The sequence below is a fragment of the Meridianimarinicoccus roseus genome, from assembly GCF_003172915.1.
In the GTDB taxonomy this organism is placed as follows: domain Bacteria; phylum Pseudomonadota; class Alphaproteobacteria; order Rhodobacterales; family Rhodobacteraceae; genus Meridianimarinicoccus; species Meridianimarinicoccus roseus.
Genome location: NZ_QGKU01000064.1, coordinates 1 through 14,640 on the forward strand (window position 1 = coordinate 1; position 14,640 = coordinate 14,640).

Consider the following 14,640-nt stretch of genomic DNA (forward strand, 5'->3'; position numbering starts at 1 on the left):
TGCAGGAGCACGCTGACCTTGTGGCGCAGGGCGTCCGGCAGCCAGGCGCGGCGGTCCGGCGGGACCGGGGCGTGCAGCAGGCCGCAATCGCCGAGGCCCCATTCCAGCTCCATCCGGACCAGCAGGTCGGTTGCGCGGTCGAGATCGCTGCCCTCTCCGGCGCCCGCCGCCGAAGAGGCCGCGCCGAGCAGCACGTGTTCGGCCGCGCGGCCGCCGAGCAGCATCGCCGTCCAGTCGAGCGTCGCCTCGGCCGTCAGGAAGCGCGGCATCGGCAGCTCCGCCGCCCCGCCAGTGGCGCCGATGGTGACGCGCTTGGGCATCGGCAGGACGCGGGCGGCGGCCAGCAGGATATGGCCCGCCTCGTGGACCGCCATGCGCCAGAGGTCCCCGGGCGGGAGTGCGGGCGCGTGGCGCGCGGTGGCGGCGGCGAGATGTGCAGGGCCGATCGGCGCGGTGTCGTCGCGGGCCAGCCCCAGCGCCTCACGCGCGACCGCCGCGGCCGTGGCGCCGGTCTGGCCGAGAAGCGCGCGCGCCGCCTCGATCAGCGCTTTCGCGTCCGGGGCCGCCGCGCCGAGATGGGCCGCCAGGATCGCGCGCAGCCCGGCGAGGTCGGGCGGGCCGATCTCGAGCGTCAGGTCGAACCGCCCGGCGCGGCGCAGCGCGGGGTCGACAAGCTCCGGCGCGTTGGTCGCGGCCAGCACGACGACGCCCGGCGCGTCGTGCAGGCGGGTCAGCTGCTGCAACATGTCGTTCACCACTTGCCGGGTATAGTGGCCGCCATGATCGCCCGTGCTCCGCCGCCCGAAACTGTCGAACTCGTCGAGGAAGAACACCGACGGCGCCCGGGCGATCGCCGCGTCCACGGCGCCGTGCATGGCGGCGAGGTAGTCGCCCAGGTGCCCCGCCGCCTGGCAGGCGGTGTAGGAGGTGGCGATCAGCGGCACGCCCATGGTGCCCGCGAGCGCCCCGGCCAGCATGGTCTTGCCGGTGCCGGGCGGACCCCAGAGGAGCGCGGAGCGGGGGAGTGCGGCCCAGTCGAGCCCGCCTGCCTGCCAGCGGGCGACGTCGCGGACCATCCGCTCCAGCGGCGCGCGGACCTGCGGGGCGAGCGCCATGTCCGACAGCTGGGTCTGGCGGGCTTGGCGGTCCTGGCGCAGGCGATGCGTGTAGCGGTGCAGGCGCTGCGCGGTCTCCTCCGCGGTCTCGGCCGTCATCGCGGCGGAGATCAGTGCGGGGTCGAGCCGGGCGAGATCCGCGTCGGCGGGCAGGTCCGGCGGGGGCGCCGCGCCGTCCGCGCCGGGGAAGACCAGCGCGATGAGGTCGGTCACGATCCCGGCCGAGACGGGCGGCAGCACCAGCCGCGCGCGGCAGGTGGCGGCGGCAAGCGGGCCGGGATCGGCGCCCGGCGGCAGCACGGCGATCACCGCGCGGCCCCTGGCGAGGGACCGGGCCATCAGCGCGGCCCGCCTGTCATCGGCGCCCTCGCGGGCGCGGCTCCAGGACGCGCGCGCGTCGGGGCGGCCGCCCTCCACGACCTCGACATGGGACAGGCCGAAGGCGCCGCCGGTGATGCTGTCGAGGACCGGCAGGATGCGGTGCAGGCTGTCGGCGATGCTGGCCGCGTCCTCGCCCGGGGGCACGCTCAGCGCGGTATGGCTGGCGCGCTCCGCCAGCCCCGCGAGGTCGGCGGGGGCGTGAAAGAGGCGCCCGATGCGCAGCGCGTCGAGCAGCGCCGGGATCTCGGCATCCGCCGCGTCCGGGTCCGGCCCGGCATGCGACGCGGCCGCGAGGACCTCGTCGAGCACGTCGTCGATGTCCAGTGCGGGCGGAAGATCGCCCGCGCTGTCGGCCGTTGGGGCGGCCGCCCCGCGCAGCGCCCGCGCGATCCGCCGCGCGAGATCGGCGCCAAGTGGGATGTCCGGGCGGGGGTGCGTGTCCAGCGTGTCCCGTCCGGTCATGCGCAGCCCTCCGCGCCGGTCGGCACCGGGGCGTGCGGGCCCGCGCCCGTGACCTCGCCGGGGATCGGCACGCCGAGTGCGCGCAGCGCCTCCTCCAGCGTGTCGCGGGGCCGGGCCCGCAGCGCCGGGATCGCCGTGGCCGCAATGGCCTGGGACATCCGCCGCGAGGTCGTGAAGGCCATCACGTTCTCGGGCAGCACCGCCAGTGCCAGCAGGTCGAACTCGCCTGCCTCGTAGGCCCGCACGCCACCGGGCGAACGGTTGTAGCCCCTGGAGGCGGAGAAGCGGTAGATGCCGCCATGGGGATGGGTTGTCGTCTTGATCTGCACGTACAGCCCGACATTGCCGACGATCAGCAGGCGGTCGGCGCTGTGTGCTTCTGAAAGCGCATGGGCCTGCAGGCCGAAGCGGGTCATGAAGCTGTCGAAGAGTTGCTCGCCCGACGTGCCAATCCGCTTGGCGTGGCGGTTGAGGATTTCGGTCGGGCAGTCGGGGTAGTCCCAGAGGGACGTGTCACAGGCGTCGTCGGACACGGCGGGGGCGGGATGCGCGGGCGCAAGCCCGGCAAGCGGAAGTTGTACGGCCATGGGGGCCTCCGTCTGGATGTGGGGGATCGGCGCGCGACCAGAGGGGCCGCGCGGAAAGGATCGCAATGCGCCGGGACGGCAGCCGTCAGCAGGCGGGCGCGAGCGCCTCGGGCCGGTGTGACGGGACGGACAGGTCGGGGGTGCCGCCGAAGACCGGCAGCGCGACCATCTCGTCCAGCAGGCGGAAGCCCAGCCGCACCATGCGGTTGATCTGGCGGCGCGCGGGGGTGTCGCCCGGAAGCTCGAAGGCGGCGCTTGCGGCGCCGAAGACGTCGGCGATCACCCAGGCCTCGCTGCGCTCCTCGAGCATCGAGAGCGCGGTGAAGACCGCGGCGACGCGCTGCAGGGCATGATCGCCCGCCCCGCGCGCAGGCAGCGCCGCGACCCGGGTCAGCGCGTCGTGCAGGCGCTCCCAGCCCGCCTCGGTCTCGAGGACGTGGATGGTGTGCGCGGCGGCATCGTGGATCTCGGCCGCCTCCAGCGCGCGCTCGGCCCGCAGGCAGGTCGCAAGCTGCGCGAGAAAGAACAGGAAGGCGGCGGGAATGGCACCCTGCGGGGCGGCCATTGAATCGGGTTCAGTCACGCCATGCGGCGTGGTAGGTGCGGCGTCAGCCATGGTCGGTCTCCAGTACAGATCGGTTGTGGTCAGGGCCAGGGTGGAGCGGGAACTCCGTTCTGGCCCGCATTGCTTTCGGGATGTCCCCTTGCGGTGACAGGATCAATATAGTACGCATGTTATTATAAAGTCAACAAGTAAATCGAAGGAAATCCCCGTGGACAAGAAAGCCCCCGCACAAAGGGCCGCCCCTAAAAAGAAAATGGGCCGCCCTCCGGTCGACACGTCGCCCGTCACGATCCGGATGCCGGACGACATGATTTCCGCGCTAGACGACTACCGCCGTATAGTCCCGGAAATCCCCTCCCGTCCCGAAGTCATCCGCCGCGTGATGGCAGAGTTCCTCGCACGCGAGGTCGGGTACATGGACGACGAGTGACGGAGCAGAGCGTCCCCGAGAAACACCGGCTGGCCCCGGAAACCAGGGACCACCCCGGCAGATCGACTGATCACCCGGGCAGTCCGTCGATCTTTTCGACAGAGCCGAGGTCGTCGTCCCAGGACGCCCGGCTGGAAAAGCAGATATGCGCGGTCGGCCGCAGGCCTGGCGTGCTGTCGAGCGATCCTGCCGGAACGACAAGCACGCCGTCGGCCGCTTGCGAAAATGGCAACGCGGAGCCGCAGACCGTGCAAAAGCACTTCACATGCCGCGAGCCGGAAAGCCTGAACTCCCGGATATTCGCCTCGCCAGATATCCAGGTCAACGTCGCCGCGGAGGCAAACAGGTTTGCCGAATGGGCCGAACCGCTGTCCTTCCGGCACCGCCCGCAATGACACAGGAAGAAGCTCTCGAATTCGCCGGTCACTCGAAAGGTAACAGCGCCGCACAAGCACCGTCCCGTGGTTGGATTGTCCATGAGCACGCTCTCCAGGGGCGGCCATCACCGCGCCGCTCGTAAATGACCTGCTTCCATCTGTGGCCTCGTGCAAGATCAAACTGGGCTCCAGGACGTCTTGAACCGGCGCGGCGCGCTCAAACCCCGCCCCGCGCAGCCGGTGACATCGACAGCCCCTTTCGGACAATCGCAGCAGTGGCCACCGCCGCGACGCGGCTTGCCTGAAGACCCGGTCTACGGCTTGCGCGGGATGGTATGCTCATTGAAGGCGTGCCACGCCGGGCGAAGCGAAGCGGAAACATCGGCCACAAGACCTTGCCGTCTGCGTCGAGGGTGTCGCGGAGCCGACCGTCGCGTATGGTTGTCTTGACGATCCGAAACCACCGAAGGACTGCACGAATGGCATCCGATCCCTCGAAGCGCGCGCACTCGTTCGACCTCAGGAGCGGCACGACCGATGCCGCGGCCGTCTCCGGCCACTACGACGACTGGGCCTCGAGCTACGACGAGACGCTCAAATCCTGGAACTACCAGGCGCCCCGCACCGCGGCCGAAAGGCTCGCCGCTCATCTCGAAGCCAGGGACGCCGTTCTCGATGTCGGGTGCGGCACCGGTCTCTTCGGGCAGGCCATGGCCCGCTTCGGCGCCTTCGGGATGGTCGGCCTCGATATTTCCGCACAGAGCCTTCGCCGCGCGAGGGCACTCGGTCTTTACGATCGGCTGGTTGAGCACGATCTCCAGAGGCTTCCGTTGCCCGTCGCGGAAAACTCCGTGCAGGCGGCTGCCTGCATCGGCGTGCTGACCTACATCGAGAATGCCGCGGACCTGCTGCGCGACCTGTGCAGATGCGTCGCCCCCGGAGGCGTCATGACCTTCACCCAGCGCACGGACCGATGGGCGGAGCTGGACTTCGGCAAGACCGTGGAGACCCTCGCGACGCAAGGCCACTGGACCGTGCTCGAGATCGGTCAACCGGAGGACTACCTGCCCGGCAACGAGGACTTCGGACAGGACATCAGGGTCATTCATACCGTGTGTAGAGCGATCTGACGGCGCGGCCCGTCGCCATCTCGGAAGCCGTGGAGATCTGACCGGCCGGGACGTCCGGCAACTGCCAATCGCCGCCCGCGCGGGCGCTGAACTGCGCGTTCAGGAGACCCGCCAGTTGCGCATCTCGCAGCGATTTCTGGGGCGTAATGGCAGAAACGTGGGACCTTCCTGCAGTTCGCCAAGCCTGCTCTGGTCGCGCCGCGGACGCGAGAGCCTTCGGCAAGGAAGGGCGGAAACCGGGCCTTCGCTGCGGGTTCATATCTGTTGGCCCATGGAACCTTAAGCAGACGTTCAACATCAACCAGATGAGTCAATAATTTCGCCTTTCTGGTTGGCGAGGAAGTCGGTTTGTGTCAGGTTCTCAGCAGCCAACCTAACTTGAGAAATTGTTTATGATAGCTCGCAGTTTCGACCTACTTGAGAGCGCGTTTCATATTTTGAAAGCAGCCTACGACAGCGATAGATCAGACATCGCCGAATTAGTTGAAGATGCTGAGTTTGATGAAGTTTTCGAGCCTCAAAAAATCCAACGCGCCCAGCAAAGCCTATTGGCACCAAATGCTCGACTAGAACAAGAAATCTCATGGCTGCCAGAGTTGAGCCAAGCTCAAACGACCAATATCCTGAGCCTTGTCGGTTCTGGTGACCTTGAGGCGCTTATTGAAACATCAAAGCACGCCCCTGAACTGGCCAAGGCCAACATTTTGGCACATTTCGCAGGCACGGGAAACGTTAACGACACCCTGTTTCATGCACTGGTGTCGGCATGGGACGAGATTGATCAAGAGAACATCCTCACTTTCCTCAATGACAATCGTCTGAGTGCAGGATTTCCAAGTGTCGGGCGCCCGCAGATGCGGAACGCGCTTGTGGAGCTCGAAAGACAGCATGCCAGATCGGCGGCGGTGGGGATTTGGAGCCTAGATCGCCCTGGTGAAGTCATGGACCGAATTGTCGAAGCAGAGCTTAGAAGGCATCCTTCGAGTTCGTTCTTGGAGCAGTTTGTTCGCAGTTATGATACGTTAAGTGAACCTGACTTAGCCCGCATAAGCGATGAAATCGACGAGGTCATATCGGACGCTGAAAATACCGACGCCGATCTAGAAGCACTTGTAACTAGAGCATCTGACCTTCTGGTTCGTTGGGATGACGTGAATCAGCCGGTTCAGGTCTATGAACAGCATCAAGGCCATGAAGAAGGACGATCAAAGCGGATCTACGAAAAGCTGAGATCGCTTTGCTTGGACCTCGCCAACAATCGCAGCGAATTTACTGAAGCACGTAGGCTTTCTGAGGCTTTGTTGCGGACCTTCCCTGAGCTTGAATCCGTCGCTGAAGTCCTGAAAGGAGATGTGGCGGCACTTGAAAACTTAGACGAACAACAAAAACTACAAGAGGAATACAAGACGCTTATTGATGCGTGCGAGGCGGCTAAAACAAAGCTGCCGACACCGGTTTCCACTGTCCTCAAGATATTCAAGGATACGGTTTCCAAGGGGGGAGATGACCCCATTGCCTTTAACATCCTGCGCGACCTTGCATTGCACATCAACAACGATTGCAATGACCCACAGACCGCTTTCAAACTGCTTGACGGGGCTCTGACATTTGCTGGCGCTCGACCGCCTAAGGAACTTAGGGAAACGCTTGAAGGTGAGCGGGCAGTTTTGCATCGAAACTGGAAAATGAGTGAGCTTGAAAAGAACAAAGGCAATATCTCGGCTATGTCGAAGACCGTGGACGATATGCTGAAATATGCCAGAGGGACAGACAGAGCAGAGCTGCTTCAACTGAAGTCGAAGATTGATCAAAAGAGTAATGAAAAGATTGGTTGGTGGGTCACGATTGGTGTGATCATTCTACTTGTGGTGATTTTTGGAGGATGAAACCGTGTTTTACCTACGAATGTCGCTCAGTAACCGGGCCGCAAAAATAGGGGAGTTGGCAAGGCTATGGCCGAACGAATGAAAAATTCGGTTGAGGCATCGTTCAAGCCTGAAACCGTCGCACAATTGTGCGTTGAATATTGGAAATTATCGAAAGCAACCAAGAAGGCTATTGAGCGCCTTCCCGAAAGCGAAAGCCGCCGATTGAAGGGCCAGTTGAACTTCTCAGATCGCCAGTTGGCGTTGCTTGTCGATCAGCTCGGTTTCAAACTCATCGATTTCGAAGCAGAAGTTTTCCATGCGGGATTATCGACTTCGGCTGATAATGCTGGGGACTTTGCAGATGAAACTGATCTCATCGTATCAAAAACACTGGAGCCGACAGTAATGGCGGATATGAAAGTAATAAGGCTTGGCCGCGTCCTCGTTGAGCCGACAAAGAGTGAAAAGGAATAAGAATTGTATCTTGGTATTGATCTCGGAACTTCGAACTCAGCAGTCGTTGGCCATATCGATGGTGCGACGCGTCTTTTCAAGACATCGGACGGCACGGACGTGCTGCCCAGTGTCATCTATCTGGACAAGCGCGGGCACAGGTTCATCGGGAAATCGGCCTATGACCGCTTGCTTTCAGCTCCGCAGAATGTCGCCCAAGGCTTCAAGCGCTCGATGGGGACCAAGAATCCGATCTCCTTTGCTGGGCAAACGTGGACGCCGGTTGAGTGTAGCGCCGAAATCATCAAAGCGCTGGTAGGTCAGGCGATGACCGAGGCTGGCAATCAGGAAGTTGAGGGCGTGGTCATCACAACACCGGCTGCGTTCAACCAAATGCAGAGCGAGGACACGATTGCCGCCGCTCGATTGGCCGGTCTGGAGAAAGTAAGCCTGCTGCAGGAGCCAGTTGCAGCTGCCTTGGCGGCGATAGCACATAGCAAACAGAAGGATGGCGTTTTCTTGGTTTACGACCTTGGAGGCGGAACTTTTGACTTGGCTTTGGTCATGAGTACGGCGGGGGTCGTCAACGTGATCGCCCATGAGGGCATCAACATGCTTGGCGGTCGTGACTTTGACAGGACCATTTTCGACAGCATTGTGCGGCCTTGGCTCACACAGACTTTCAACCTTCCTGCAGACTTTCAACGCAACGACAAATACAATCACTTAGCGGACGTCTGCCGACATGCTGCCGAAAAGGCGAAAATACAGCTTTCCGCGTCCTCGACCGCTTCGATTTTTGCGACAGAAGATGAAGTTCGGGCGACGGATGAGGACGGTGAGGAAATCTATATCTCAATCGATTTGACGAGACAGCAGATGACCAACTTGATCAAAGATCGGATCGATGACTCGATAGCTCTTTGCCGAAAGATTATCACGGCTAACGGATACAAGAATGACGATATCTCAAAAATCGTTCCGATCGGTGGCCCGTCAAAGATGCCTATCATCCGAGACATGTTGGAGGCAGGCCTCGCCATTGAGGTGGAAAGCGGTCTTGACCCGATGACCGCCGTTGCCACCGGCGCTGCAATTTTCGCTGAAAGCCGGGAATGGACTGGTGAAAGCTCTACGCAGAAGAGTGGTAAACAACGAGAAGCGGTCACTGGCAGCGTCTCTTTGGCTCTGGCTTTCAGTTCACGAGTCCCTAGCGAAACGACCAAGGTTCGGCTGAAACCTGCATTAGACATGCCAACTGGGCATGAAGTGGAAATCCTTGATGAAGAAGGGTCTTCGACTGGTAGAATTCCAATTGATGGGCCACTCAGCATCAACGTAAATGTCCGCAAGAACGGCGAAAACCGTTTCAAAGTGACCGTGTTTGACCAACAGGGCAAGGCAGTTGAGGATGCATCACGCGAGATTGTCATTACCAGAGCGGAAGCGAGCGCAGCGAGTGTGCCGATGACTTACACCCTCGCAGTCAAGATTCAGCACGGCTTTGTTGGCTATGAGCGGAATAAATTGGAGGTTCTTGTCAAGAAAGGGACGGCGTTGCCTGCACAGGGCAAGCAAACCTTCCGAACTGGCAAGACACTGGTCGGAGGCGAAGACGACTTCATCGCAGTCGAATTCTATGAGATGGCAGATGACATCGATACGCCAGAGCACAACCTACATATCGGCAACTTCCGTTTGAACAGTCGCGACGAATTGGAGCGGGGTGAACGGATCAATCGAGGTGACGATTTTGTCATCGATTGGAAAATGAGCGACAATGGAACGCTCAGCTTTTCGGTCGAATTGCCCTCATTGGGGCGTGTAATCGATGCCACCAACCTTTACCGATCGGAAGATGGCGGCATCAACTATGATGGCCAGCGTGGGGCGGAGGTTGCTACAACTATGCTAGCACGTGTTGAGAGTGATCTAGATGAGCTTGAAACCACGCTTGATGAAGATGCCGATCCAAGTGGCGACATTCGAAAACGGATTGAACGCCAGCACGCGGCGCTTTCTACTTCTGTCGATGCAGACACGCATCGCTCGGTAGCCGAAGAAGCGCGCAAACTGCGCCAGGAGGTGGCGTTGCTGAAGATGTCACCTGAGAACGAAGAGCGAGTGCTGGACGACGAAGTTGCCAAGGCTGAAACCTCTTTCGACGAATTGCGAGACATTGCGCAGCCAGTAGATACTGAGCGGCACGACAAGCTTTTGGTGACAACCCGTCGCTCGATTCGGGAAAAGAACTATGATGCCGCGCGCCGGTCACTTGATGAGATGCAAGGCATTCGCATGAAGGTGCTCGCTGAAAGCCCTGATTTCTTGATCGAAATCTTCCGGCGCTTGGCAGAAGAGCACCACTTGGCAGTCGATGAAGCGCTTCACGCACAGTTGGTTGAAGCAGGTGTAGAGGCGGCAAAATCAGGCGATGTAGATAGGCTGCGGATGATCATTGGGCAGATGTTTGGCAATAGGATTTCGACTGGAGCTGACGCAACTGAAGTTGTAGAGCTCGCTCATATCTTAGGCTCCTAATATTTTCTGATTTAAGCGTGATTCCACGGATACACTGAACCTCTGCTTTGGCGAGCCGCACCGCAGCGTGGCAGACGGCCGGTCAACGTCCGGTTTGGGCCGTCCTTGTCGGTGGGGCGGCCGTTGGCTGAGCTACATGCTGTGGCGCCTCCGACGTCCGCAAGGTGCCCGACCTACGCCTTCGACGGACCGCAGCGAACGACCGCTCTCGCGAAAAGCCGAAAGCGTGGTAACCGGTGTTCTGGCCCCACCTACCGCGCAGCCTCCTGATCTGAGATCGGCTCCTTCGGAGTGGATCAGGAAGGAGTTTCTCCATGGATGCTACATTTGAGGTTCTCACGGAGGATGGAGGCCGGCGGCGCAACCGCAAATGGCCTGATGCCGTGAAGGCGCGGATCGTGGCAGAGACCTTGCGCCCGGGTGCAACGGTTGCTGCGGTGGCGAGGCTGCATGGGGTCAAGGCAAACCATCTGTCGGGGTGGCGGACCTTGGCCCGGCAGGGCAAGTTGGTGCTGCCAGCTCCCGACGACGAGGTGGAGTTCGCGGCAATGGTGGTTACGACACCGTTGCCGGAGGGCGAGCCAAGCCCGGGTGCCCCCATAGAGATCACCATGGGCGCAGTCACGATCCGGTTGGCAGCGACGACTCCGGTGGCGCGCATCGCGGCGATTGCCCATGCGCTGGCACAGACGGCATGATCTTTCCCTCGAACCGGGTGCGGATCATGGTCGCAACCAAACCTGTGGACTTCCGGAAGGGGCACGACGGGTTGGCGGCGCTGGTGAAGAACGAGCTGCGCAAGGAGCCGTTCACCGGAACGGTCTTCGTGTTCCGCGCCAGGCGGGCGGACCGGCTGAAGCTGCTCTACTGGGATGGCACCGGGCTGGTGATGGCCTACAAGCGGCTGGAGGAACACAGCTTCGCCTGGCCCGCGATCCGGGACGGGTTGATGACGCTGAGCCACGCCCAGTTCGAGGCGCTGTTCTCGGGGCTCGACTGGCGCCGCGTCCACGCCATCGAAGCCCGCGCGCCCGAGGCGGTGGAATGACTGCGGCAGGATGACTCGGGTGCTGGTTTGCCCGGGTAGCCAGATGCCGATCTGGTAGATCGCGGCCATGCTGAACGCCGCCGATCTTCCTGACGATATTGCCGCCCTGAAGGCACTGTTGGTCGCTGCGGAAGCGCGCAACCAACGCAAGGATGAGCGGATCGAGCGCCTGGAAAAGCTGGTGGCTGCGTTCCGGCAGGCGGCCTTCGGCCACAAGTCCGAGAAGCGTGATCCTGAGCAGTTCGAACTGGCGCTCGAGGACCTCGAGACGGCGATCGCCGCGGTGCATGCCGAGGATGAAGCGGATGCGCCGACAAGCAAACAGCCGGCCCGCCGACGTGCCGCCAACCGCGGATCACTGCCGAGGCACCTGCCGCGCATCGAAGCGGTGATCGAGCCCGAGAGCCTGGTCTGTGCTTGCGGGGGCTGCCTGCACTGCATCGGCGAAGATACCTCGGAGCGGCTGGATGTGATCCCGGCGCAGTTCCGCGTGATCGTCACCCGTCGCCCGAAATACGCCTGCCGCGCCTGCACCGACGGGGTTGTCCAAGCACCGGCACCCGCGCGGCTGATCCCGGGCGGCCTGCCGACAGAGGCCACGGTCGCGCATGTGCTGGTCAGCAAATACGCCGACCATCTTCCCTTGTATCGCCAGGCGCAGATCTACAGCCGTCAGAGCGTTGATCTGGATCGCTCCACACTGGCCGACTGGGTCGGACGGGCCGCTTTCGAGTTGCGGCCGGTCTTCGATGTGCTGATCGCGGATCTGAAGCGCTCGACCAAGCTATTCATGGATGAGACCCGAGCCCCGATGCTCGACCCCGGACGGCGGAAGACCAAGACCGGATACTTCTGGGCCTTGGCGCGGGACGACCGCCCCTGGGGCGGTGCGGCACCGCCCGGTGTAACCTTCAGTTATGCGCCCGGGCGCGGCGGGCAGCACGCCGAGCAGATCCTGCGTGGCTTCAAGGGCATCCTGCAGGTGGACGGGTATGCCGGCTACAATCGCCTTCTCAATCCGGGACATGACATCAGCCTCGCCCACTGTTGGGCGCATGCCAGGCGCAAACTCGTGGAGATCACACGGACCGGCCCCGCGCCGATCGCCGAGGATGGCGTGAAGCGCATCGGCGCGCTCTATCGTATCGAAGCCGACATCCGCGGCCTCGATCCTGATGCGCGCCTCGCGGCAAGGCAGGCGCGTTCAGCGCCGATCATCGGCGACTTCGAGGCATGGCTCACCCAGCATCGCGCCCGTGTCGCCAGGATATCTCCCCTCGGCGAAGCTCTTGCCTACATCGCAAAATACTGGCGCGGCCTCTGCCTGTTCCTGACCGATGGCCGGATCGAGATCGACAACAACACTGTAGAGCGCACCATCCGACCCATCTGTAAATGCCGATTCAAAAATCCCCAAAAGTGGCGAAGTAAAATTCCCCACTTTTCGGTCTCGGTGATCAGCCGGCAGTTTCGATCTGCTTCTCCTTTCTGGGGGGCCTGCCGCGCCGCTTCGGTGCGGGTGGCGGTGTGATCGGGGCGTTTGCGCGGACGTGCTCGGGGATGAGGTCAGCGTGCGCGCGGAGGCGGTAGCTGGCGCCTTCGATCTGGACGACGACAGCGTGGTGCAGGAGCCGGTCCAGAAGCGCGGTGGCGACGACGGGATCGCCGAAGACCTCGCCCCATTCCGCGAAGCCTCGGTTCGAGGTGAGGATCATGGCGCCCTTTTCGTAGCGCGCGTTGACGAGCTGGAAGAACAGGTTGGCGCCGCCCTGGGTGATGGGCAGGTAACCGATTTCGTCGACGATCAGCAGGGAGGCGCGCGCATAGAAGCGGATCTTGTCGACCAGGCGGCCTTCGCGCTCGGCCTTGGACATCGCCTCGACCAGTTCGGCCAGGGTCGCGCGGTAGACGCTCTTGCCCTTCTTGACCGCGGCCACACCGAGCGCGGTCGCAAGATGGCTTTTACCGGTGCCCGGTGGCCCGAGGAAGTGGACGACCTCGGCCCGCTTGATGAAGTCGAGCTGCGCCAATGCCATGATGCGATCCCGGTCCAGCGACGGCTGGAAGGTGAAGTCGAAGCTCTCCAGGGTCTTGGGCGGTGTCAGCCTCGCTGTTGTCAGCGCCACGCCGACACGGCGATCCTCGCGGCAGTTGAACTCTTCCGAGAGCAGCCCGTCGATAGCTTCGATCGCGCCGATCTCACCCTTTTCCAGACGCTGCACCATATGGTCGAGCATCTCCATCGCGCGGGGCATCTTCAGGCCCAGAAGGCTGGCGCGGATGTTGTCCACGAGCCCGCTCATGACACGGTGCCCGCAAGGCGACGGCCGACAGCACCGTAGAAGTCGAGCGGTCTGCGCCCAACACCGATCGGCGCGGGCGGTTTTGGAGGCCGAACGGGCGGGACCTTTCTGTGGCTCGGATCAACGCGGCGTCGGCTCTTGCCCTCGATCACGGGATGCCGCGCGATCAGCACCCCGTCCTCGAATATCCGCAGCTCGGTCACGTGGTGCTGGACTTCCAGCGTGCGGCGGCGCGTGGTGTCCGGAACGGAATAGAGGTTGCCGCCGACCGAGACCATGCCCTCGCGGGTGACCCGGCGCTCGATCGTCAGCACCGCGCTGTAGGGATTGGCGGGCAGCGGTCGCAGCGAGGGAAGCTCCTCGGCGAAGGCTTCATCGATCACGCGCCCCGTCGTGGCATGAACCCGCGGGTTCGCGACCTCGGCGCGCCAGGCGTCGAACTGCGCGTTGAGATCGTCCAGGTTCCGGAACGTCCGGCCAAGGAAGAAGTCCTGCCGGATATAGCGGAACGGTCTTTCCACCTTGCCTTTTGTCTTGGCGCGATAGGGCTGGCAGGCGCGTGGCGCGCAGTCGTAGTGGTTCAGCAGCGAGACCAGAGAGGGGTTGTAGGTGATGACGCCATCGGTGCTTTCGCCGATCACGGCCGTCTTCATCCGGTCATACAGAACCTCCTCCGGCGCGCCGCCCATCGCGTCGAAGGCGGCAACATGGCAGCGCATTACCGTCTGGAGGTTCTGGCTGGCGCAGAACCGCCCCCAGAGCCAGCGCGAATGGCCCAGCACCATCGAGAACAGCCAGACCTTGCGCACGACGCCGGGCTCGTCCGTGAAGACCGTGGCAAACTCGGCGAAATCCATCTGCGCCTGCTTGCCAGGTGGCGTCTCGAACCGGCGTTCGAACTGCGCCAGCTTGGCCGGCCGCACCTCCCGAACGAATGCCTTCACCGCCGTGTAGCCACCCACGTAACCGCGGTCGCGGATCTCCCGCATCAGGCGGCGCGCCGTTAGCTCGGGAAAAGCGCTCAGCCGCTCCCGGAGATAACCCTCGAAGGGCTCGATGATGCGGGCCCGCGGCACCCGTGGTTTGTAGGCCGGGGCTTCCAGCCCCCGCGCCAGATATTTCCGGACAGTTTTCCGGTCGAGCCCCGTCTGGCGCGCTATCGCGCTGACACCAAGGCCTTGTCTCTTCAAATCGTGGATCACGACATTGTTTCCCAGTCCTATCAACTCGACGCCTCGTTCTTGTTCTTCGAGGTTCGAGCCTAACGGCCAGCGTCCAGCTCGATTTTCGAATCCTTGAAGTTCGAAAATCGCCCTGAACGCTCCCAACTGGGGAAATTTCAAACGCCGCTTTTGGGGAGATTACATCCGGCACCTACAC

13 protein-coding genes and 1 pseudogene are annotated in these 14,640 nt (G+C 62.6%); 8 read left to right on the plus strand and 6 right to left on the minus strand.

The window, feature by feature from the left end; all coding sequences use genetic code 11:
• The 3 genes from DKT77_RS19240 to DKT77_RS19250 all read right to left on the minus strand — a co-directional run.
• Nucleotides 1-1,958: AAA family ATPase (locus tag DKT77_RS19240; protein ID WP_109813270.1), on the minus strand; the 1,958-nt coding region annotated here is incomplete at its 3' end.
• Nucleotides 1,955-2,545, minus strand: coding sequence for a hypothetical protein (locus tag DKT77_RS19245; RefSeq protein WP_109813271.1), 591 nt, complete (start codon nt 2,543-2,545; stop codon nt 1,955-1,957). The genes DKT77_RS19245 and DKT77_RS19240, both read right to left, overlap by 4 nt.
• Before the next feature lie 85 nt (nt 2,546-2,630).
• Nucleotides 2,631-3,161 carry a hypothetical protein gene (locus tag DKT77_RS19250; protein WP_146205050.1) on the minus strand — a complete coding sequence of 177 codons (531 nt, stop codon included), beginning with the start codon at nt 3,159-3,161 and terminating at the stop codon, nt 2,631-2,633.
• Nucleotides 3,162-3,318: 157 nt separating this feature from the next.
• Between DKT77_RS19250 and DKT77_RS19255 the strand changes: the two genes are divergently transcribed.
• Nucleotides 3,319-3,540, plus strand: a complete 222-nt coding sequence (locus DKT77_RS19255; RefSeq protein WP_109813273.1) for a hypothetical protein — start codon at nt 3,319-3,321, stop codon at nt 3,538-3,540.
• A 70-nt stretch (nt 3,541-3,610) separates the two neighbouring features.
• On the opposite strand, the gene DKT77_RS19260 is transcribed toward DKT77_RS19255, so the two are convergent.
• Nucleotides 3,611-4,018 carry a GFA family protein gene (locus DKT77_RS19260; RefSeq protein WP_109813274.1) on the minus strand — a complete coding sequence of 136 codons (408 nt, stop codon included), beginning with the start codon at nt 4,016-4,018 and terminating at the stop codon, nt 3,611-3,613.
• Between the two features lie 378 nt (nt 4,019-4,396).
• Here DKT77_RS19260 and DKT77_RS19265 point away from each other — a divergent pair, with 378 nt between their 5' ends.
• From DKT77_RS19265 to tnpC, 7 genes and pseudogenes are all read left to right on the plus strand, one after another.
• Nucleotides 4,397-5,047 carry a class I SAM-dependent DNA methyltransferase gene (locus DKT77_RS19265; RefSeq protein ID WP_109813275.1) on the plus strand — a complete coding sequence of 217 codons (651 nt, stop codon included), beginning with the start codon at nt 4,397-4,399 and terminating at the stop codon, nt 5,045-5,047.
• Between the two features lie 392 nt (nt 5,048-5,439).
• Nucleotides 5,440-6,933: a hypothetical protein gene (locus DKT77_RS19270; RefSeq protein ID WP_109813276.1), complete on the plus strand. Its 1,494-nt coding sequence runs from the start codon at nt 5,440-5,442 to the stop codon at nt 6,931-6,933.
• Between the two features lie 66 nt (nt 6,934-6,999).
• Nucleotides 7,000-7,389: a hypothetical protein gene (locus DKT77_RS19275; protein WP_238548041.1), complete on the plus strand. Its 390-nt coding sequence runs from the start codon at nt 7,000-7,002 to the stop codon at nt 7,387-7,389.
• Between the two features lie 3 nt (nt 7,390-7,392).
• Nucleotides 7,393-9,909 (plus strand): Hsp70 family protein, encoded by a 2,517-nt coding sequence (locus DKT77_RS19280; protein ID WP_109813278.1) that lies wholly within the window; start codon nt 7,393-7,395, stop codon nt 9,907-9,909.
• Between the two features lie 314 nt (nt 9,910-10,223).
• Nucleotides 10,224-10,607, plus strand: a complete 384-nt coding sequence (gene tnpA / locus DKT77_RS21405; protein WP_109813279.1) for an IS66-like element accessory protein TnpA — start codon at nt 10,224-10,226, stop codon at nt 10,605-10,607.
• Entirely contained in the window at nt 10,604-10,957 is a 354-nt protein-coding gene (gene tnpB, locus DKT77_RS19290) for an IS66 family insertion sequence element accessory protein TnpB (protein WP_109813280.1), read from the plus strand. The genes tnpA and tnpB overlap by 4 nt, the downstream gene beginning before the upstream one ends.
• Before the next feature lie 67 nt (nt 10,958-11,024).
• Nucleotides 11,025-12,347: pseudogene (gene tnpC, locus DKT77_RS19295) on the plus strand (IS66 family transposase); the annotation flags it as partial.
• A gap of 67 nt (nt 12,348-12,414) precedes the next feature.
• Here the strand turns inward: tnpC and istB are convergent.
• Together istB and istA are read right to left on the minus strand one after the other, a co-directional pair.
• Nucleotides 12,415-13,260: an IS21-like element helper ATPase IstB gene (istB, locus tag DKT77_RS19300; RefSeq protein ID WP_109813281.1), complete on the minus strand. Its 846-nt coding sequence runs from the start codon at nt 13,258-13,260 to the stop codon at nt 12,415-12,417.
• A complete protein-coding gene (gene istA, locus DKT77_RS19305; RefSeq protein WP_109813282.1) occupies nt 13,257-14,486 on the minus strand; it encodes an IS21 family transposase in 1,230 nt (409 codons plus the stop codon). The genes istB and istA overlap by 4 nt, the downstream gene beginning before the upstream one ends.
• Between the last annotated feature and the right edge of the window lie 154 nt (nt 14,487-14,640).

Excerpts from the sequence above, each read along its gene's own strand:
- DKT77_RS19275 (WP_238548041.1), top strand. The coding sequence starts at position 7,000 with ATGGCCGAACGAATGAAAAATTCGGTTGAGGCATCGTTCAAGCCTGAA.
- tnpB (WP_109813280.1), top strand. The coding sequence starts at position 10,604 with ATGATCTTTCCCTCGAACCGGGTGCGGATCATGGTCGCAACCAAACCT.
- DKT77_RS19265 (WP_109813275.1), top strand. The coding sequence starts at position 4,397 with ATGGCATCCGATCCCTCGAAGCGCGCGCACTCGTTCGACCTCAGGAGC.
- istB (WP_109813281.1), bottom strand. The coding sequence starts at position 13,260 with ATGAGCGGGCTCGTGGACAACATCCGCGCCAGCCTTCTGGGCCTGAAG.
- DKT77_RS19260 (WP_109813274.1), bottom strand. The coding sequence starts at position 4,018 with ATGGACAATCCAACCACGGGACGGTGCTTGTGCGGCGCTGTTACCTTT.
- DKT77_RS19250 (WP_146205050.1), bottom strand. The coding sequence starts at position 3,161 with ATGGCTGACGCCGCACCTACCACGCCGCATGGCGTGACTGAACCCGAT.
- DKT77_RS19270 (WP_109813276.1), top strand. The coding sequence starts at position 5,440 with ATGATAGCTCGCAGTTTCGACCTACTTGAGAGCGCGTTTCATATTTTG.
- tnpA (WP_109813279.1), top strand. The coding sequence starts at position 10,224 with ATGGATGCTACATTTGAGGTTCTCACGGAGGATGGAGGCCGGCGGCGC.
- DKT77_RS19245 (WP_109813271.1), bottom strand. The coding sequence starts at position 2,545 with ATGGCCGTACAACTTCCGCTTGCCGGGCTTGCGCCCGCGCATCCCGCC.